Raw genomic sequence first — 20,004 nt, 5'->3', positions numbered from 1 at the left:
CTCAGCCCGCATCCATGCGGGCTGCCCCGGCCTTCCGGGAACGTCTCAGCGATTTTGAGGCCGTCAGCACCGGCAGTTTCAGCGACCCCAGCGCCAGCGGTGATTTGGGGCTGTAGGCCGGGTAAGGTGCAGCCGCCACCCGGCGAAATCAAGGATACCGTGCCTGATATCTTGCCCGGCGGCGCTGCGCTTGCACGGGCCTACGGGGTGTGAGCCTGTGAGTGGATCCTGTAGGCCGGGTAAGCGTAGCGCCACCCGGCAAACTAACGGCGCAACAGGGCTGCCTGGAAGGTCATCAACTCACCAGCTGTTTGAGCAGGGCAAAGGCGTCTTTCATCTTGTCTTCGCTGACCACAAAGGCGCGCAGCTGCTTCTCACCATCCAGCCCTTTCGCCACCAGCCCCTCTTTGGCGGCCACGATGTTCCACGTCAGATCCTCGCGACGGGTATCGCCGGCCAGATGCAGCGGCAGATCCGGGGTCTTCACCTTCACCAGCATCGGCGGCAGTTTCAGTTCTCCCGTCTGCGCCAGCAGGTTTTTACTCAGGCACATGGCGCTGAGTAAAATCGGCTGCAGGAACGGCATTACCGTACCGTTGATTTCCGCACAGTCGCCGAGGGCGTAAATCGCCGGGTCGCTGGTTTGCAGCTGGCTATTGACCACCACGCCGCGGTTAATCTGCAATCCGGCGTGGCGCGCCAGCGAGGTTTCCGGGCGCAGGCCGGCGGCGGCCACCACTGCATCGACGGTTATCACGCGCTGGCGATCGAGGCTAACGCGGATGCCGTCGGCGGTATGCTCAAGCCCTTCCAGCTGCGTTTTTAACATCAGATGGACGCCCATCCCGGTGAGGCGATGCTGCAGACGGCTGCTGACCTCCGGCGGCATCAGCGCCGCCAGTACGCTGGCGGCGTTATCAACCACCGTTACCGCTTTACCGGCGCGACAGAAATCCATTGCCAGCTCGCAGCCAATCAGGCCGCCGCCGACGATCAGCACCCGCCTGGCGTCGCGGAGCTGGCTCTGCGCGGCGCCATATTCGCGCTGGCTGTTCAGCGTCAGCATCAGCTCGCGGCCCGGCACCGGGGGGATAAACGGCGTGGCGCCGGTGGCCAGCACCAGTTTGTCGTAGCGCCACTGCTTATCCAGGCTTTTCACCCGATGGTTTTCAGCGTCGACATCGTTCACCCAGGTATGGGGAAACAGGCGCAGATTGTACTGCTCGGCGAACTCGCTGGCGCTTTGCAGGGTGAGATCGTCGGCGTGCTGTCCGCGGCTGATGACGTGGCTGAGATCGGGCTTGTTGTACTCATCCATGCTATCGGCGGCGATGAGGGTCAGCGGGATTTCGGCATCCTGCTTACGAATATTTTTCACCAGCTGGCGGGCTGCGAAGCCCGAGCCGATGATGACGATACCATCACTCATTTTGCCTCCATCGCCAGGACGTCAAAGACATCTTTGCCAAGAGAACACTCAGGACAAAGGAAATTGTCCGGCACTTCACTCCAGGGCGTACCCGGCTGGACATCCTGGTTAGGTTCGCCTTTCGCCGGGTCATACACCCACTGGCAGACGCTGCACTGCATCATGGGACCGAGATCGGCGGCCGTGGCGGCGGCACAGGCGCAGTCCTGTTGTTCCGGCGTGACTGTCGCTTCAGCAACCGGCAGCGGGGAGAGGGCCCACTGGCGGGCGATGTCGCGACCGTGTTGGCGGCACAGTTCGAGCGCGTCGATATCCGGGCGCCATTTGGCTTTCAGGCTCAGGGACATCTCAAAGCCGGCATCCTGCAGGCGGGTGGACAGGCGGTCTACCGCGCCGCCGCTCCAGCCGTGGGAGCCAAAGGCGCTGGCGCGTTTGTTGCGAAAACGCAGCCCGGTCATCTCTTCCACCAGCCCGGCGATTTTCGGCATCATCACGTTGTTCATGGTGGAGGTGCCCACCAGCACGCCCTTCGAGCGGAAAACATTGGTGAGGATGTCGTTTTTGTCGCTGCGGGCGACGTTAAAGATTTTCACCGCCACCCGTGGGTCGACCTCAGTGATCCCCTGGGCAATGGCGTCCGCCATCATGCGGGTGTTGTTGGACATGGTGTCGTAGAAAATCGTGATGCGATCTTCCTGATAATCCGCCGCCCATTCGAGGTATTTCTCGACGATTTGCGTCGGGTTATCGCGCCAGACCACGCCGTGGGAGGTGGCAATCATCGCTACCGGCAGATTGAAGCCGAGGATTTCGTTAATTTTCGGCGTCACCAGGCGGCTGAAGGGCGTCAGGATGTTGGCGTAGTAGCGCTGGCACTGTTCGTACAGTTCACTTTGGTCCACTTCATCGTTGAACAGATGTTCGTCGCAGTAGTGCTGCCCGAAGGCGTCATTGCTGAACAGCACCGCGTCGCCGGTCAGGTAGGTCATCATGCTGTCCGGCCAGTGCAGCATCGGCGTTTCGACGAAGATCAGCTGCTTACCGTTGCCGATATCGAGAGTGTCGCCAGTTTTCACCACGTGGAAGTTCCACTCCGGATGGTGGTGATGACCGTTGATGGAGTCGATGGCGTTGGCGGTGCAGTAGATCGGCGTATCCGGGATCTGCATCATCAGCTCAGTCAACGCGCCGGCGTGGTCCTCTTCGGCGTGGTTAATAACGATGTAGTCGAGGTCGGCGAGGTCGATTTCGCGGCGCAGGTTCTGGACGAACTCGCGGCTGAATTTGTGATCGACGGTATCGATCAGCACGTTTTTCTCTTCGCGGATGAGATAGCTGTTATAGCTGCTGCCGCGCAGCGTTTTATATTCGGTGCCGTGGAAATCACGCACTTCCCAGTCACGTTGGCCAACCCAAAGAATGTTATTTTTCACCACAATAGACATAGCAACCTCAATCAATACAGTGTGTTTAAACTCAGTTGCCTGGTGTATTACAAGTTGCGTGCCAGTTTTTTAATTAATTGATAATTATCAGTTTTTTAATTTTTTATGGTTTTGGTTGCTGTCAAAATGACAATGATTAAAATAGTCGATATGACTATGATGATTGTCAAAATGACAATGGAGCGATGATGAGTTTTTCCGTCGAGGCGCTGGCGAGAATCGCCATTGATTTACAAAGCGATATCGGTCACGTCGACCGCTTTTCGCGCCTGATCGCCACCCTGCGGCAGATCCTGGGCTGCGACGCCTCGGCGCTGCTGCGCTATGAGGCCCATCAGTTTGTGCCGCTGGCGATCGATGGCCTGGCGCAGGATGTGCTTGGCCGGCGCTTTGCGCTGGATGGGCATCCGCGGCTGGAGGCGATCGCCCGCGCCGGCGATGTGGTGCGCTTCCCGGCGGACAGCGACCTGCCGGACCCCTATGACGGCCTGATCCCCGGCCAGGAGAGCCTCAAGGTTCACGCCTGCGTGGGGCTGCCGCTGTTTGCCGGGCAAACGCTGATCGGTGCACTGACCCTTGACGGTATGGATGCCGACCGCTTCGACAGCTTCAGCGATGAAGAGCTGCGGCTGATCGCCGCCCTGGTGGCCGGGGCGCTGAATAACGCGCTGCTTATCGCCCGCCTTGAAGCGCAAAACGTCCTGCCGCCGCAGGTGGTGAATTACCCGCAGCCGGAGCGCCAGGAGCTCATCGGCCTGTCGGCGCCGATGCTGCAGCTGAAAAAAGAGATCGAGATTGTCGCTGCCTCGGATTTAAACGTGCTGATCAGCGGCGAAACGGGGACCGGCAAAGAGCTGGTGGCGAAGGCGGTGCATCAGGGTTCGCCGCGGGCGGCTAACCCGCTGGTGTACCTCAACTGCGCGGCGCTGCCGGAGAGCGTGGCGGAGAGCGAGCTGTTCGGTCACGTGAAAGGGGCATTTACCGGGGCTATCAGCAACCGCAGCGGCAAATTTGAGATGGCCGATAACGGCACGCTGTTCCTCGACGAAATCGGCGAACTGTCGCTGGCGCTGCAGGCGAAGCTGCTGCGCGTCCTGCAGTATGGCGATATTCAGCGTGTCGGCGATGACCGCAGCCTGCGGGTCGATGTGCGGGTGCTGGCGGCGACCAACCGCGATCTGCGCCAGGAGGTGGTGGAAGGGCGCTTTCGCGCCGATCTCTATCACCGGCTGAGCGTTTTCCCGCTGTCGGTTCCGGCGCTGCGCGAGCGGGAAAATGACGTGGTGCTGCTGGCAGGCTATTTTTGCGAGCAGTGCCGCCTGCGGATGGGGCTGGCGCGGGTAATTTTAAGTGAGGCAACGCGTAACAGGCTGCAGCAGTGGTCGTGGCCGGGCAACGTGCGCGAACTGGAGCATGCCATTCACCGGGCGGTGGTGCTGGCGCGGGCTACCCAGGCTGGCGATGACGTAGTACTGGAGCCGCAGCATTTCCAGTTTACAGCGGCTGCGCCGACGTTGCCGACCGAGGAGATGGCAGCGGCGCCGGCGATGGGCAACGTGAATCTGCGCGAAGCCACGGATAACTTCCAGCGCGAGGCGATTTCCCGCACGCTGGCGGCGCATCAGGGCAACTGGGCGGCGACCGCCCGCGCGCTGGAACTGGACGTCGCCAACCTGCACCGGCTGGCGAAACGTCTGGGGCTTAAAGGATCCCGGCCTGGTAAAAGTTCTGCAGGTTGATGGCGCCGACCAGCAGGCCGTTTTCATCCACTACCGGCGCGGCGCTGATTTTATGTTTCATCAGCCGCTCTTTGGCTTCCACCGCGCGGCTCTCCGCCTGCAGCGTCACGCCGTTGCGGGTCATCGCCTGCGTGACGCCGTCGTTTAAGGTGCCGCCGCCCACCAGCCAGCGGCGCAGGTCGCCGTCGGTGAAGACGCCCTGCACGCGGTTGGCCTCATCGCAGACCGCCACCAGGCCGAGCCCGGTGCGGCTCAGCTCGAGCATCGCGTCCATGACGTTGGCGTCTGTACCGACGCGCGGCACTTCGTCGTCGCGGCGCATCAGATGATGCACTTTGTTCAGCAGACGCGCGCCGAGCGCCCCCGCCGGATGGGAGCGAGCGAAATCCTCTTCACTGAAGCCGCGGGCCTGCATCACCGCCATCGCCAGCGCGTCGCCGAGCATCAGGGTGTTGACGGTGCTGGAGGTCGGCGCCAGATGCATCGGACAGGCTTCGCGCTCCACGGCGATATCCAGCACTGCTTTCGCCGCCAGCGCCAGCGGCGAGGTGGATTTGCCGGTCATCGCCAGCAGGGGTATCCCTTTTTCCTCCAGCCGCGGCACGATCAGATCCAGCTCTTTCGCGCTGCCGGAGTAGGAGATAAACAGCATCACATCGCGACCGTCGAGCATGCCGAGATCGCCGTGCAGGGCTTCCGCCGGGTGGACGAAAAAGGCCGGAGTGCCGGTGCTGGCGAAGGTCGCCGCCAGCTTTTTGCCGATATGACCGGATTTCCCGATACCGGAGACAATCAGTTTGCCCTCGCAGTGGATGATGGTCTCCGCCGCGCGGATGAAGTCATCGCCCAGGCGTTCCGGCAGGCGGCTCGCCTCCTGTAGCTCCAGCATCAGGGTCTGGCGTCCGGCCTCTAACAAAAAGTTACTCATGATGTTCTCCAGTAATGATGACTTCTATGCCTTTGGCTTCCAGCGCCCGCTGGAATGCAGGGTCAATATCGGCATCGGTAATCAGTTTATCCACGCGCTCCAGGCCGCAGACAATATTGGGGCTTTTACGGCCAAACTTTGACGAGTCGGCCATCAGGATCACTTCGCGGGCGGCGTTGCACATCGCCTTGCTGACGGTATACACCTCATTGAAGGTGGTGACGCCGGCGTTCAGATCGATGCCGTCGGTGCCCATAAACAGCTTGTCGAAACTGAACTGTTCGAAAGCGTTTTCCGCCAGCTGGCCGTGAAAGGAGGCCGATTTTTTGCGGAAGGTGCCGCCGGGCATCAGGATAGTCTGTTCATTATCCAGTTCGGCAAGGGCATTGACGATATGCAGGCTGTTGGTCATCACCGTGATGTTATTGAAGCGGCTGAGCAGTGGGACCATCTGCAGCACCGTGCTGCCGGCATCGAGGATGAGGGAGTCGCCATCATGAATAAAACGCACCGCCGCTTCGGCGATGCGCGCTTTCTTATGGGTGTTGATCAACGTCTTATGATCGATCGGCGGATCGGCTTCATCCTTGTTGAGTACCACGCCACCGTAGGTGCGAATGACGGTGCCGGCGTTTTCCAGCGTGACCAGATCCTTACGGATGGTGGTGCCGGTCGTATCGAAATGTTGCGCCAGCTCTTCGACCGAGCATTTTCCCTGCGACTGCAGGAACTCGAGAATGGCTGCCTGGCGCTGACGTGGTTTCATAGGCGTCTATCCTGCGTTTAAGTTTCGAAGTGATAATTTCGCAAGATATTTACTTTTACAACGAAATTATCCATGTTTCGGATTAAGCGCTAATGATAGTGCATTCTGACAGCGCGGATCATGGGGAAAGATCACATCAGGCTGCAATTCCGCGATATGTTTGCCGTCCAGCGCGGGGATTTTTTGCGGACGGGCGAAAATGGTGAAGCCTTTCATCAGCAGCGTGTCGCAAATGCGGTTGTCATCATCAACGGCGATAGCGACGATGGCGCGCGGTTGAAAGCGTCCGGCGGAGCGGCCGACCCCCACCCGACCCTGCTGGCACAGGCTGTCGAAAGCGCGATTGAAACGGCGGATCTGCCAGCCGCCAAAGGCCATTTGGGTAAGCCAGGCGATGGCGGCGACGGTGATTAATGCGGTAACCATAGGTATCTCCTTAAGGGGGGCGGGAACAACCCGGGTCGTGGCGCGAGCGCCTAACCCGAGCGATCCGCGGTGCCTTTTCGTCGGGTAGCGGCTAACGCCTTACCCGACCTACAGTTTTGTAGCCCGGATAAGCGCGGCGCCATCCGGGATCCCTTTAAAACATCACCTGACCGCCGGTAACGTTGATTGACTGCCCGGTGCAGTACGACGCCTGCGGGCTGGCGTAAAACATTAATACGTTCAGCACATCCTGATATTCGCAACCGCGCTTCAGGGGCACCTTGTCGATGTAATACTGCTCGACCTCGCTCTCATCGATACCGAGCTTGGTGGCGTACTGCGGCAGCAGCGACTGGAACATCGGCGACTTCAGCAGATTGCCGAGCATCAGTGAGTGTACGGTAATGCCGTATTCCGCCAGATCCAGCGCCAGCGACTGGGTCAGTCCGACGCCGCCGAACTTCGCCGCGCTGTAGCCGGAGTTGTGCTTGCTGCCGACTTTGCCGGATTTCGAGTTGATCTGAATGATGCGTCCCTTAATGCCGTCGCGGATCATCAGCCGGGAGAATTCGCGGGCGCAGAGGAAGTAGCCCACCAGATTGACCTGTAGCGAGCGGTCGAAATCCCCCAGCGCAAAGTCGCTAATAAACGCCGCTTTGGCGATGCCGGCGCTGTACACCAGCAAGTCGACGCGCGAGAAAATCTCATCCACCCCATGGGCCAGCGCGGTGACGCTGGCCTCGCTGGTGGCGTCGGCGCCGAAGCCATACGCCATGCCTTCGCCATATTCAGCGTTAATCTCCTGGGCGACGCGGCTGGCTTTTTCGCTCTGAATATCGACCACCGCCACGCGGTAGCCCTCGGCGGCCAGCCCGCGGCACAGAAACTCTCCTAAGGTTTGTCCACCGCCAATGACAACAGCAACCTGATTCATCTTTCTCTCCTGTTAAGCAACAAATTTCAGTACGCAGCCGGGCGCAATGGCGTCCGGCACCGGGCCCGCCACGTGGACGGTCCCCGGAAACTCCGCGTCGCGATGGCCGTCAAAGCGCAGGGTAATATGGCCCAGCTCGCGCAGATTTTGCTCGGCAACGTCGCCGACGGCGGTCACCGGGTAGCGCAGCTCGCCAAGCTGCAGCTCTGCACCCGGCTGCAGCGAACCGGCAAGCTCGCCGTGGTTGTGAATAAAGCAATACGCTTCGATATCCGCCGGGGCGCCCTCGCGGAAGGTGATCAGCATTTGTTCTTCCAGCGCCATCGCCGCGCAGGCGCCGATGTGCGTAATAGTGGTCTGGTAAATCACGGTCATGTTCTGGCCCCTCTTACTGGTAAATAAATCCGGAAACGAACCACGCGATCAGCACCGTTGGCGCGCCGGTCAAAAAGCGGCTGACCAGCACCGACGGCACGCCGACGCGCACGGTATCCTGGCGAGCTTCGGCCAGCGACAGGCCAACCGGGATAAAATCGCAGGCGGCCTGGGCGTTAATGGCGAACAGCGCCGGCAGGGCGAGGTGCGGCGGAATATTGCCGAGGCCGATCTGCACGCCGATCAGTACGCCAATCACCTGGGCGATAACCGCGCCGGGGCCGAGAAACGGCGACAGCAGCGGGAAGGAGCAGATCAGCGCCAGGGTCACCAGACCCAGCGGATGGCTGGCGAGCGGCGCCAGGCCATGGGCGATCCAGTCGCCGATGCCGGAGGCCATGATGATGCCGATCAGCGCCGAGACGAAGGCCATAAACGGCAGGATGGTTTTCAGCACCGTATCGATGGTGTCGCGTCCGGCCTGGAACAGCACCGCCACCACCGAGCCCATCCCCATCCCGACCTTCGCAAGTAGGCCATCGCTCTGTTCAGTGATCTTTTTGCTGGCGTCGTAGTCGCGACCCGCGCGGTTGTTCTCCGCCGGTGGCTCGGGAGCTATCGTGCCGCCGGTCGCGATGCGCTGAATGTTCTCCTCCTTGACGCCGGAGACGTAGATATCTTCTGTGATGTACTGGGCCAGCGGCCCCGATTTGCCGGTGGCATGGATATTCACCGTCGGGATGCGGCGCTTGGGATAGAGCCCGCAGCGCAGGGTGCCTCCGCAGTCGATAATCGCCACGCCGATGTCGCTTTCCGCCGGTTCGCCCTCTTTAAAACCGTCCACCGCCTGCCAGCCGGTCAGGCTGGCGATGCGGTCAACGATCGCCGGGCGGGTGCCGGCGGTGATATAGACGATCTTTTTGCCCTCGACGACGTCGAGTTCAAGGGGGCCGCCCCAGCCGCCGGTGCCTTTCTCAATACGAATCCGGGTCATGATGTCGCTCCTGACAGATGCACTTTCTGAGCCAGCTGAATCGCCATTTTTCGCTCGAAAATCGAGGTGGTCAGGTCGGTAACCCAGCCGCGGAAGAAGTTGGTCACCAGCCCGACCAGCAGATAGCTCACCGCCAGCGGACCGAGCGGCAGGCCGAGGGTGGTGAGGCCGTTGGCGATGCCGAGATAGACGAACAGTTCGCCGGGGTTGATATGCGGAAACAGACCGTTCATTGAGTGGCAGCTATAGGACGCCGCCGCGTAATAGCTGGGCTTGTACTTCTCTGGCATAAAGCGGCCCAGGCTCAGGGTCATCGGGTTACAAAACACAAAGGTACCGATGCAGGGCAACAGCAGGTAGCGGGAGATCGGGTTCCCGGCGCAGCGCTGCGCCAGTTTTTCGATCCGCTGCTGGCCAATAAAGTTGATCAGCGCGTTCATGATCACCAGCAGACTGATCAGCAAGGGGAGGATCCCGGTCACCATGCCGGTAAACACCTCGCCGCCTTTCTGAAACAGGCCGATAAACCACTCCGCGCCGTGGGTCACGACGTCAATCATTGTTCTCTCCTTCAGCATGTTATTTTTCTTGCTAACTGCAGGCTGATTTTAATCATTTTGAAAGGTTTTAAAGTGTTAAATGGATCGCAAAATGAAAGATAAATATTTTATTTTGAAAGATTGGCGCTGAGAGGATGAAATAACGAGGGGCATGACAGCATGCAGGGAAGGGGTCGGTGAAGGACTATTTTGTCTACAAACGGATTGTCGCTTTCTTGTTGGTCGTCGCATGCTTTACCATAATTATCCCTTGCTGAATTTGTTAAACGGAATTCCCATGTTGAAGCGTCGCTCTCTGGCTTTACTTCCCCTTTGTGTGCTCCTCGCTGCCTGCAGCAGCAAACCCAAGACTCCCGCGGAAACGGAGATGGCGAGTGGAACCGGCGGCTTTTTGCTGGAACCGCAGCATAACGTGATGCAGATGGGCGGCGACTTCGCCAACAACCCGGCGGCGGCGCAGTTCATCGATAAGATGGTGGCGAAGCACGGCTTCGACAGGCAGCAGCTGCAGGAGATCCTGTCGCAGGCGAAGCGTCTGGACTACGTTCTGCGGCTGATGGATCGTCAGGCGCCGACCGGCTTGCCGCCGACCGGGCCAACCGGCGCCTGGCTGCGCTACAAGAAACAGTTTATTACCCCGGATAACGTGCAGAACGGCGTGGTGTTCTGGAATCAATATCAGGACGCGCTCAACCGCGCTTATCAGGTCTACGGCGTGCCGCCGGAAATCATTGTCGGTATTATCGGCGTGGAGACCCGTTGGGGACGGGTGATGGGCAAAACCCGCATCCTCGACGCGCTGGCGACCCTGTCGTTTAGCTATCCGCGCCGCGCCGAATACTTCTCCTCCGAGCTGGAAACCTTCCTGCTGATGGCGCGCAGCGAAAGCGACGACCCGCTGGATCTGAAAGGCTCTTTCGCCGGGGCGATGGGGTACGGCCAGTTTATGCCGTCGTCCTATAAGCAATACGCGGTGGACTTTAACGGCGACGGCCATATCAACCTGTGGGACCCGGTGGATGCTATCGGCAGCGTGGCCAACTACTTCAAACAGCACGGCTGGGTGAGCGGCGATCTGGTGGCGGTGCAGGCGCTGGGCCAGGCGCCGGGGCTGGAGAATGGTTTCAAAACCAAATACAGCGTGTCGCAGCTGGCGGCGGCGGGGCTAACCCCAACCCAGCCGCTGGGTAACCATCAGCAGGCCAGTCTGCTGCGCCTGGACGTCGGGACCGGCTATGAGTACTGGTACGGGCTGCCGAACTTCTACACCATCACCCGCTATAACCACAGCACCCACTACGCGATGGCCGTCTGGCAGCTTGGCCTGGCGGTTTCGCAGGCCCGCGGCGGTTATTAATACTGTCATCCGGCTGACAGTATCCGAGCCTCCCCGGATAACGGCGCGTAGCGCCTTATCCGGGCGACGGTCTGTTATCTGGTTGGTGGCCCCGTAAGCGCAGCGCGACCGGGGGATTTCCCGGAAAGGCCGCGCTTATCCTGCTGTTTCTTCCCGTCGGCATGCTTCCTGTCTACCTTTGTTACATTTCCGCTCACCGACGCTGATTTACAATCTAATTTCGCCTCTGTATTGTTATGTTATAACATTTAATAAGGGGGTAAGGATATGTTCGCATCGGTTTTTATGGCATCCGGCGCGGCGCGCCTGGCCATCGCTGGAACGCTGCTGGCGGCGCTATGGCTGGCGACCTGGTGGGCGGTGACGCTGCCATGATTGAACTGGAACAACTGGTAACCGGCTATGGCGGGGCGGCGATCACCCCTCCGCTGAGCGGGATGATATGTCCCGGCAGCCTGACGGCAATCGTTGGTCTCAATGGCTGCGGAAAATCGACCCTGCTGAAAACCCTCGCCGGGTTTCTTCCGCCGGTCAGCGGCCGCCTGCGCTGGCAGGGAAAGCGGCCGGTGATTGGCTGGCTGGCACAGCGCCATGCCCTCGAGTCACAGTTTCCTCTCAACGTGCAGGATGTGGTGAGTCAGGGCGCATGGCCCGGCGTGTCGCTGCTGCGCGGTCTGAGCGGCGATACCCGGCGACGCATCGGCGCGGTGCTGGAGCGGGTCGGGCTGGCGAGCCTGGCGAAAACCCCGATCGAAGCGCTCTCCGGCGGCCAGTTTCAGCGCATGCTGTTTGCCCGGGTGATGGTGCAGCGGGCGCCGCTGGTGATGCTCGACGAGCCCTTCACGGGTATCGATGAAGCGACCAGTCGCGAACTGATGGAGCTGATCCTCGACATGCACCGGCAGGGGCAAACCATCCTGGCGGTGCTGCATGATAACCAGCGGGTAGCCGACTTTTTTCCGGAGACGCTGCTTTTAACCCGCCAGCGCGCCTGCTGGGGTGCCACCCGGGCGGTTCTCCCGGCCTTCAGCCAGGCGAGGTCAGCATGATCTGGCACACCTTCTTTCAACCTTTTATTGAATTCGGCTTTATGCGCCGGGCGCTGGTGGTCTGCCTGGCGTTGTCGCTAAGCACCACCATGCTGGGCGTCTTCCTGTTGCTGCGGCGCATGAGCTTGATGGGCGACGCGCTGTCGCACGCCATTCTCCCCGGCGTGGCGGTGGGCTATCTGCTGAGCGGCATGTCGCTGCTGGCCATGACCGTGGGCGGCTTTGTCGCCGGCATCGCGGTCGCGCTGGTGGCGGGATGGGTGAGCCGGCGGACGCCGTTAAAAGAGGACGCCAGCTTTGCTGGATTTTATCTGGGATCGCTGGCGCTGGGCGTCACTCTGGTGTCGCTGCGCGGCTCCAGCGTCGACCTGCTGCATCTGCTGTTTGGCTCCATTCTGGCGGTGGATCGTGACGCGGCGCTGTTTGTCAGCGGCGTCGCCAGCCTGACTCTGTTGTGCATCGCGCTGTGCTACCGCGGTCTGGTCAGCGAGGCGTTCGACAGTGCCTGGCTGCAGGTGAATAACCGCCGGCTGCCCGCGGTGCTGCATGGGCTTTTTCTGGCGCTGCTGGTGCTTAACCTGGTGGCGGGATTTCAGGTGCTCGGCACGCTGATGGCGGTAGGGGTGATGATGCTTCCGGCGGTTGCCGCGCGCTGCTGGGCGCGAACGCTGCCGGGCATCCTGCTGCTGGCGGCGCTCTCCGGCGCGCTCTGCGCCTGGCTGGGTTTGAGTCTCTCCTGGGCGGCCAGTCTTCCCGCCGGGCCCGCCATCGTGCTGACCGCCAGCGCGCTGTTTTTTATTTCGCTGTTTTTTGGCACGCGCAGCCGACTGCTGGTCGGCTGGCGCAAATTGATGGGGTAAGGAAATGATGAAACGTAGTGCAATAGTGGTCGCGCTGGCCTTCGGCCTGATGGCGCAGGGGGCGATGGCGAAAACGCTGAATGTGGTAAGCAGTTTTTCAGTGCTGGGTGATATGGTGCAGCAGGTTGGCGGGGAGCATGTCCATGTGGATACCCTGGTCGGCCCGGATGGCGATCCGCACACCTTCGAGCCGTCGCCGAAGGATAGCGCGCTGCTCAGCAAGGCCGACGTGGTGGTGGTTAACGGCCTGGGACTGGAAGGCTGGCTGGATCGCCTGATTAAGGCCTCTGGTTTTAAGGGCGAGCTGGTGGTGGCGTCGAAGGGCGTCAAGACCCATACCCTCGATGAAGACGGCAAAACGGTGACCGATCCCCACGCCTGGAACAGCGCAGCGAACGGCGCATTGTATGCGCAGAATATCCTCGATGGTCTGGTGAAAGCCGACCCGGAAGATAAAGCGGCGTTGACCAGCAGCGGCAAGCGCTATATCGACCAGCTGACGGCCCTCGACGGCTGGGCGAAAGGGCAGTTCAGCGCCATTCCGCTGGACAAGCGCAAGGTCCTGACCAGCCATGACGCTTTCGGCTATTTTGGCCGCGCTTATCACGTAACCTTCCTCGCGCCGCAGGGGCTCTCTTCAGAGAGCGAGGCCAGCGCGGCGCAGGTGGCGGCGCTGATTAAGCAAATCAACGCGGACGGCGTCCATACCTGGTTTATGGAGAACCAGCTTGACCCGCGGCTGGTGAAGCAGATTGCCAGCGCCACCGGCGCGCAGCCCGGCGGAGAACTCTATCCTGAGGCGCTCTCCGCCCCGGGGGGCGTCGCGGATAGCTATGTCAAAATGATGCGTCATAACGTGGCGCTGATCGCCGCCAGCATGAAGTAAGCGTGCGATTTCTCATCCCGGCGCCGCCGGGATGATTCATTTTGGATGTCCCCTCGTAAATTCCACACCTCGTCCCCATATCTCTGTGGAAAGTGCTATCTTTGATGGCCTCTTTATCCGGAGCAAAGCGGGGCGATAATGACCGATTCAGAATTAATGCAGCTAAGCGAGAAGGTCGGCCGGGCGCTGCAGGCGCAGGGCGCGACGGTGACCACGGCGGAATCCTGCACCGGTGGCTGGATAGCGAAAGCCATCACCGATATTGCCGGCAGCTCAGCGTGGTTTGAACGCGGTTTTGTGACTTACAGCAACGAGGCCAAATCGCAAATGATCGGCGTCAGCGAAGCGACGCTGCGGGACAACGGCGCGGTGAGCGAACCGGTGGTGGTGGAGATGGCGATCGGCGCGTTGCGCGCCGCGCGCGCGGACTATGCCATCTCGGTTAGCGGCGTCGCCGGGCCGGATGGCGGCAGCGACGAAAAGCCGGTCGGGACGGTGTGGTTTGGCGTCGCCAGCGTTAGCGGGCAAGGGGTGACGCGGCGGGAATGCTTTGCCGGAGACCGCGAAGCGGTACGTCGTCAGGCGACGGCCTACGCGCTCAATCTGCTCTGGCAACAATTTCTACAAAAGACTTGATACTGTATGACTATACAGTATAATTGCCTCAACTGAACAAATATTAACGGCGAAGCGAACACGCTTCACCCTGCATGATTAGGAGTAACAATGGCGATCGACGAAAACAAACAGAAAGCGTTGGCGGCTGCACTGGGCCAGATCGAAAAGCAATTCGGTAAAGGCTCCATCATGCGCCTGGGTGAAGACCGTTCTATGGACGTAGAAACCATCTCCACCGGCTCGCTTTCTCTGGATATCGCGCTGGGCGCCGGCGGTCTGCCAATGGGCCGTATCGTCGAGATCTACGGGCCGGAATCCTCCGGTAAAACCACCCTGACGCTGCAGGTTATCGCCGCAGCGCAGCGCGAAGGTAAAACCTGTGCGTTCATCGATGCGGAACACGCGCTGGATCCGGTCTATGCGCGCAAGCTGGGCGTGGATATCGACAACCTGCTGTGTTCTCAGCCGGATACCGGCGAGCAGGCGCTGGAAATCTGTGACGCGCTGGCGCGCTCCGGCGCGGTTGACGTTATCGTCGTCGACTCCGTCGCGGCGCTGACGCCGAAAGCGGAAATCGAAGGCGAAATCGGCGACTCTCACATGGGCCTCGCGGCGCGTATGATGAGCCAGGCGATGCGTAAACTGGCGGGTAACCTGAAGCAGTCCAACACGCTGCTGATCTTTATCAACCAGATCCGTATGAAAATCGGCGTGATGTTCGGTAACCCGGAAACCACCACCGGCGGTAATGCGCTGAAGTTCTACGCCTCCGTGCGTCTGGATATCCGTCGCATCGGCGCGGTGAAAGAGGGCGACAACGTCGTCGGTAGCGAAACCCGCGTCAAAGTGGTGAAGAACAAGATTGCGGCGCCGTTCAAACAGGCTGAATTCCAGATCCTCTACGGCGAAGGCATCAACTTCTTCGGCGAGCTGGTTGACCTCGGCGTGAAAGAGAAGCTGATTGAGAAAGCGGGCGCCTGGTACAGCTACAACGGCGACAAAATTGGTCAGGGCAAAGCGAACGCTATCACCTGGCTGAAAGAGAACCCGGCGGCGGCGAAAGAGATTGAGAAGAAAGTGCGCGAACTGCTGCTCAACAACCAGGACTCTACGCCGGACTTCGCCGTTGACGGCAACGATGCAGAAGAAACGGAACAAGATTTCTGATATCGTCTAACAGAGTGATAAAGGGCTGCTTATGCGGCCCTTTTGCTTTTCTTAGATTATTGAGGTGCCTGTGACTGAACCTTCATCACGCCGCTCCGGCTACGCCCGCCTGCTGGACCGCGCTATCCGCATTCTGGCGATGCGCGACCACAGCGAACAGGAGCTGCGGCGCAAACTGGCTGCTCCGGTAATGAGCAAAAACGGCCCCGAGGCGCTGGACGTCACCCCTGAAGAGCTGGAGCAGGTGGTTGCCTGGTGTATCGAAAACCGTTATCTCGACGATAATCGTTTTGTCGGCCAGTTCATCGCCAGCCGGAGCCGCAAAGGCTATGGCCCCGCGCGCATTCGTCAGGAGCTCAGCCAGAAAGGCATTGCGCGCCAGGCCGTGGAACAGGCGATGCGCGAATGCGATATCGACTGGGTGAGCCTTGCCAGGGCGCAGGCGCAGCGTAAATACGGTGAACCGTTACCCTCCGCCTTTGCTGAAAAAGTGAAAATCCAGAGATTCCTGCTGTACCGTGGCTACCTGATGGAAGATATCCAGGAAATCTGGCGAAATTTTGCAGATTGACCCATCCGGGATTTTACTTCGCCGTAAAGAAAACTTATCTTATTCCCACTTTATTCCGTCGGGCCGCTGGTTGTGACAGTGCAGGCAGCGTCCTGGGCGATTATTCCTTTACACAAAATCATTCAAGCTGCATCAGGGCGGCAAGAGAGACTATCTTCCGCAACGCACGTCAGTTCGGTGCCGGAAGAGCAAGCGCAGCCAGGACAGAGGCGACTTGAAGGATGACGTGTAGCTTGATTTCAGGATAATTATGAGCAAGAGCACCGCTGAGATCCGTCAGGCGTTTCTCGACTTTTTCCATAGCAAGGGACATCAGGTAGTTGCCAGCAGCTCCCTGGTGCCGCACAACGATCCGACCCTGCTGTTTACGAACGCAGGGATGAACCAGTTCAAGGATGTCTTCCTTGGTCTCGACAAACGTAATTATTCGCGTGCGACCACCGCGCAGCGTTGCGTGCGTGCGGGTGGTAAACACAACGATCTGGAAAACGTCGGTTACACCGCGCGTCACCACACCTTCTTTGAAATGCTGGGCAACTTTAGCTTCGGCGACTACTTCAAGCAGGATGCCATCAAATACGCGTGGGAGCTGCTGACCGGTGAGAACTGGTTCGCGCTGCCGAAAGAGAAGCTGTGGGTCACCGTTTACGAGACCGATGACGAAGCATTCGACATCTGGGCCAATGAAGTAGGCGTCCCGCGCGAGCGAATCATCCGCATCGGCGACAACAAAGGCGCGCCGTTTGCTTCAGACAACTTCTGGCAGATGGGCGACACCGGTCCGTGCGGTCCGTGCACCGAGATTTTCTTCGACCATGGCGATCACATCTGGGGCGGCCCTCCGGGAAGCCCGGAAGAAGACGGCGACCGCTACATTGAGATCTGGAACATCGTCTTCATGCAGTTCAACCGTCAGGCTGACGGTACCATGGAGCCGCTGCCGAAGCCGTCCGTCGACACCGGTATGGGCCTGGAGCGTATTGCCGCGGTGCTGCAGCACGTTAACTCAAACTATGACATCGACCTGTTCCGCGATCTGATCGCCAGCGTGGCGAAAGTCACCGGCGCCACCGATCTGACGAACAAGTCGCTGCGCGTTATTGCCGACCACATTCGCTCCTGCGCCTTCCTGATCGCTGACGGCGTAATCCCGTCGAATGAAAACCGCGGCTATGTGCTGCGCCGCATCATTCGCCGCGCGATCCGTCACGGCAACATGCTGGGCGCGAAGGATACCTTCTTCTGGAAACTGGTTGCCCCGCTGATCGCCGTGATGGGCTCCGCCGGCGAAGAACTGAAGCAGCAGCAGGCTCAGGTTGAGCAGGTGCTGAAAACCGAAGAAGAGCAGTTCGCCCGTACTCTGGAGCGCGGACTGGCGCTGCTGGATGAAGAGCTGTCGAAGCTGAAAGGCGACACCCTGGATGGCGAAACCGCCTTCCGTCTGTACGACACCTACGGCTTCCCGGTCGACCTGACCGCGGACGTCTGCCGCGAGCGCAACATCAAGGTTGACGAAGCCGGCTTTGAGGCCGCCATGGAAGAGCAGCGCCGTCGCGCGCGCGAGTCCAGCGGTTTCGGCGCTGACTATAACGCGATGATCCGCGTTGACGGCGCCTCTGAATTTAAAGGTTACGATCATCTGGAGCTGAACGGCAAAGTGACTGCGCTGTTCATCGATGGCAAAGCGGTGGATAGCGTCAGCGCGGGTCAGGAAGCGGTAGTGATCCTCGACCAGACCCCGTTCTATGCGGAGTCCGGTGGCCAGGTGGGCGATAAAGGCGAACTGAAAGGCGCGGGCTTCTCCTTCGCGGTCAGCGACACGCAGAAGTACGGCCAGGCCATTGGTCATATCGGTAAAGTCGCCAGCGGCTCCCTGAAAGTGGGCGACGCGGTGCAGGCCGATGTGGACGAGGCCCGCCGTCAGCGTATCCGCCTGAACCACTCCGCGACGCACCTGATGCACGCGGCGCTGCGCCAGGTGCTCGGCACCCATGTGGCGCAGAAAGGCTCGCTGGTCAACGATAAAGCGCTGCGCTTTGACTTCTCGCATTTCGAAGCGATGAAGCCGGAAGAGATTCGTGCAGTGGAAGATCTGGTCAACGCGCAGATCCGTCGTAACCTGGCTATCGAAACCAACATTATGGATATCGATGCCGCGCGCGCATCCGGCGCGATGGCGCTGTTCGGCGAGAAATACGATGACCGCGTCCGCGTGCTGCGGATGGGCGACTTCTCCACCGAACTGTGCGGCGGGACTCACGCGGCGCGTACCGGTGATATCGGCCTGTTCCGTATCACGTCTGAGTCCGGTACCGCCGCTGGCGTGCGCCGTATCGAAGCGGTGACCGGTGAGGGCGCGATGGCCATGCTGCACGCGCAGAGCGATCAGCTCAGCGATATCGCACAGCTGCTGAAGGGCGACAGCCACAATCTCGGCGAGAAAGTTCGCGCCGCGCTGGAGCGTACCCGTCAGCTGGAAAAAGAGCTGCAGCAGCTGAAAGAGCAGGCTGCGGCGCAGGAGAGCGCAAACCTCTCCAGCAAAGCGGAAGAGATTAACGGCGTTAAGCTGCTGGTCAGCGAGCTGGCCGGCGTGGAGCCGAAGATGCTGCGCACCATGGTTGACGATCTGAAGAACCAGCTGGGTTCGACGGTTGTTGTGTTGGCTACGGTCGCAGACGGTAAAGTTTCCCTGATTGCCGGTGTGTCTAAGGATGTGACAGATCGCGTCAAGGCTGGGGAGCTGGTTGGTATGGTCGCTCAGCAGGTGGGCGGTAAAGGGGGCGGTCGTCCGGATATGGCGCAGGCCGGTGGTACCGATGCGTCTGCTCTCCCTGCAGCGTTAGCCAGTGTGAAAGGCTGGGTCAGCGCAAAACTGTAATAACTATAAACGCATATACCCTAAATAATTCGAGTTGCAGGAAGGCGGCGACACAGCGAATCCCCAGGAGCTTACTCAAGTAAGTGACTGGGGTGAGCGAGGAAAACCAACACACATGCAACTTGAAGTATGGCGGGTTTAGGTGCCGTAACCTCAGGGAAATGGCACCTTGCGCGAGAAACACCGATAACGATAAAGTCGGGTTGAAATTGTGTATATCGGCTAAACTTAGGTTTAACAGAATGTGATGCCATGACTGCTTATACCGTAAGGTATTTGTCATTGCTTACTTTTTGGCGTTATATGATGGATAATGCCGGGATACGAGAGACCCGACTCTTTTAATCTTTCAAGGAGCAAAGAATGCTGATTCTGACTCGTCGAGTTGGTGAGACCCTCATGATTGGAGATGAGGTCACTGTGACAGTTTTAGGGGTGAAGGGTAACCAGGTTCGTATTGGCGTAAACGCCCCTAAAGAAGTATCTGTACACCGTGAAGAGATCTACCAGCGTATTCAGGCTGAAAAATCCCAGCAGTCCAGTTACTAAGGTTTCCGCGCCTCGCTGTTCAGTGAGGCGCATCACTTATCGCCGCTTTTTCCCTTTTTCTGTTTCTTCCCCCTGCACCATACCGCTTTTCATTACCCTTTGCCGCTTTGGTTGTTTGGCGTTATGCCAGCGTCAGGGCTGATTTCCTGTTGATAAATTGCCCTTTTTGCCGTTTTTGCACGCGAATTGCGTGCGAAGTGTGCAAACGAAAAAAGGTCTCGAAAAAGTGTTTGACTTATAAGTACCAGAAAGTAATATGTGCGCCATCGCAGCGACGAAGAGCAGAAACAAGTTCTTCGAAGCACTCGAAAGAGGCGTGTGTGGTGAGGTGGCCGAGAGGCTGAAGGCGCTCCCCTGCTAAGGGAGTATGCGGTCAAAAGCTGCATCCGGGGTTCGAATCCCCGCCTCACCGCCATTTTGCATCCGTAGCTCAGCTGGATAGAGTACTCGGCTACGAACCGAGCGGTCGGAGG

19 protein-coding genes and 1 tRNA gene are annotated in these 20,004 nt (G+C 59.5%); 11 read left to right on the top strand and 9 right to left on the bottom strand.

Annotated features, from left to right (window positions below):
* Positions 1-295 precede the first annotated feature (295 nt).
* Together norW and norV are read right to left on the bottom strand one after the other, a co-directional pair.
* A complete protein-coding gene (gene norW / locus ABLV76_RS07150; RefSeq protein WP_049093761.1) occupies positions 296-1,429 on the bottom strand; it encodes an NADH:flavorubredoxin reductase NorW in 1,134 nt (377 codons plus the stop codon).
* Positions 1,426-2,874, bottom strand: coding sequence for an anaerobic nitric oxide reductase flavorubredoxin (gene norV, locus ABLV76_RS07145; RefSeq protein WP_017901376.1), 1,449 nt, complete (start codon positions 2,872-2,874; stop codon positions 1,426-1,428). Before norV ends, norW begins: the two co-directional genes overlap by 4 nt.
* A gap of 188 nt (positions 2,875-3,062) precedes the next feature.
* On the opposite strand from norV, the gene norR reads away from it, so the two are divergent.
* The gene (gene norR / locus ABLV76_RS07140; protein WP_043521289.1) at positions 3,063-4,613 is read left to right on the top strand and encodes a nitric oxide reductase transcriptional regulator NorR; all 1,551 of its coding nucleotides are present in this window, start codon (positions 3,063-3,065) and stop codon (positions 4,611-4,613) included.
* On the opposite strand, the gene gutQ is transcribed toward norR, so the two are convergent.
* From gutQ to ABLV76_RS07105, 7 genes are all read right to left on the bottom strand, one after another.
* Entirely contained in the window at positions 4,576-5,541 is a 966-nt protein-coding gene (gene gutQ / locus ABLV76_RS07135) for an arabinose-5-phosphate isomerase GutQ (protein WP_004205670.1), read from the bottom strand. The genes norR and gutQ overlap by 38 nt on opposite strands.
* Positions 5,534-6,307, bottom strand: a complete 774-nt coding sequence (locus ABLV76_RS07130; protein ID WP_004205671.1) for a DNA-binding transcriptional repressor — start codon at positions 6,305-6,307, stop codon at positions 5,534-5,536. Before ABLV76_RS07130 ends, gutQ begins: the two co-directional genes overlap by 8 nt.
* A gap of 66 nt (positions 6,308-6,373) precedes the next feature.
* Positions 6,374-6,733, bottom strand: coding sequence for a transcriptional regulator GutM (gene gutM / locus ABLV76_RS07125; protein ID WP_048325461.1), 360 nt, complete (start codon positions 6,731-6,733; stop codon positions 6,374-6,376).
* Positions 6,734-6,887: 154 nt separating this feature from the next.
* The gene (srlD, locus tag ABLV76_RS07120) at positions 6,888-7,667 is read right to left on the bottom strand and encodes a sorbitol-6-phosphate dehydrogenase (protein WP_002914815.1); all 780 of its coding nucleotides are present in this window, start codon (positions 7,665-7,667) and stop codon (positions 6,888-6,890) included.
* 12 nt (positions 7,668-7,679) lie between these two features.
* Positions 7,680-8,042, bottom strand: coding sequence for a PTS glucitol/sorbitol transporter subunit IIA (gene srlB, locus ABLV76_RS07115; RefSeq protein WP_004205674.1), 363 nt, complete (start codon positions 8,040-8,042; stop codon positions 7,680-7,682).
* A gap of 13 nt (positions 8,043-8,055) precedes the next feature.
* The gene (locus tag ABLV76_RS07110; RefSeq protein ID WP_004205675.1) at positions 8,056-9,036 is read right to left on the bottom strand and encodes a PTS glucitol/sorbitol transporter subunit IIB; all 981 of its coding nucleotides are present in this window, start codon (positions 9,034-9,036) and stop codon (positions 8,056-8,058) included.
* Positions 9,033-9,596: a PTS glucitol/sorbitol transporter subunit IIC gene (locus ABLV76_RS07105; protein WP_004205677.1), complete on the bottom strand. Its 564-nt coding sequence runs from the start codon at positions 9,594-9,596 to the stop codon at positions 9,033-9,035. The genes ABLV76_RS07110 and ABLV76_RS07105 overlap by 4 nt, the downstream gene beginning before the upstream one ends.
* A 277-nt stretch (positions 9,597-9,873) precedes the next feature.
* Between ABLV76_RS07105 and mltB the strand changes: the two genes are divergently transcribed.
* From mltB to ABLV76_RS07055, 10 genes are all read left to right on the top strand, one after another.
* On the top strand, positions 9,874-10,953 hold the full coding sequence (mltB, locus tag ABLV76_RS07100; RefSeq protein ID WP_043521292.1) for a lytic murein transglycosylase B: 1,080 nt from the start codon (positions 9,874-9,876) through the stop codon (positions 10,951-10,953).
* Between the two features lie 338 nt (positions 10,954-11,291).
* The gene (locus tag ABLV76_RS07095; RefSeq protein ID WP_072140381.1) at positions 11,292-12,002 is read left to right on the top strand and encodes an ATP-binding cassette domain-containing protein; all 711 of its coding nucleotides are present in this window, start codon (positions 11,292-11,294) and stop codon (positions 12,000-12,002) included.
* Positions 11,999-12,862, top strand: a complete 864-nt coding sequence (locus ABLV76_RS07090) for a metal ABC transporter permease (protein ID WP_004205682.1) — start codon at positions 11,999-12,001, stop codon at positions 12,860-12,862. The genes ABLV76_RS07095 and ABLV76_RS07090 overlap by 4 nt, the downstream gene beginning before the upstream one ends.
* Positions 12,863-12,869: 7 nt before the next feature.
* Positions 12,870-13,748 carry a metal ABC transporter substrate-binding protein gene (locus ABLV76_RS07085; RefSeq protein ID WP_049093763.1) on the top strand — a complete coding sequence of 293 codons (879 nt, stop codon included), beginning with the start codon at positions 12,870-12,872 and terminating at the stop codon, positions 13,746-13,748.
* A 138-nt stretch (positions 13,749-13,886) separates the two neighbouring features.
* Positions 13,887-14,384 carry a nicotinamide-nucleotide amidase gene (gene pncC / locus ABLV76_RS07080; protein ID WP_004205685.1) on the top strand — a complete coding sequence of 166 codons (498 nt, stop codon included), beginning with the start codon at positions 13,887-13,889 and terminating at the stop codon, positions 14,382-14,384.
* A gap of 90 nt (positions 14,385-14,474) precedes the next feature.
* A complete protein-coding gene (gene recA / locus ABLV76_RS07075) occupies positions 14,475-15,533 on the top strand; it encodes a recombinase RecA (protein WP_004205686.1) in 1,059 nt (352 codons plus the stop codon).
* Positions 15,534-15,603: 70 nt separating this feature from the next.
* Entirely contained in the window at positions 15,604-16,104 is a 501-nt protein-coding gene (gene recX / locus ABLV76_RS07070; protein ID WP_004205687.1) for a recombination regulator RecX, read from the top strand.
* A gap of 250 nt (positions 16,105-16,354) precedes the next feature.
* A complete protein-coding gene (gene alaS / locus ABLV76_RS07065; protein WP_017901380.1) occupies positions 16,355-18,982 on the top strand; it encodes an alanine--tRNA ligase in 2,628 nt (875 codons plus the stop codon).
* A 363-nt stretch (positions 18,983-19,345) separates the two neighbouring features.
* Entirely contained in the window at positions 19,346-19,531 is a 186-nt protein-coding gene (gene csrA, locus ABLV76_RS07060) for a carbon storage regulator CsrA (protein WP_000906486.1), read from the top strand.
* Between the two features lie 322 nt (positions 19,532-19,853).
* Positions 19,854-19,946, top strand: a tRNA-Ser gene (locus ABLV76_RS07055).
* Positions 19,947-20,004 lie beyond the last annotated feature (58 nt).

It is taken from the genome of Klebsiella sp. GB_Kp047, assembly GCF_040065235.1.
In the GTDB taxonomy this organism is placed as follows: domain Bacteria; phylum Pseudomonadota; class Gammaproteobacteria; order Enterobacterales; family Enterobacteriaceae; genus Klebsiella; species Klebsiella quasipneumoniae.
This window is presented reverse-complemented; position numbering and strand designations above follow the sequence as displayed.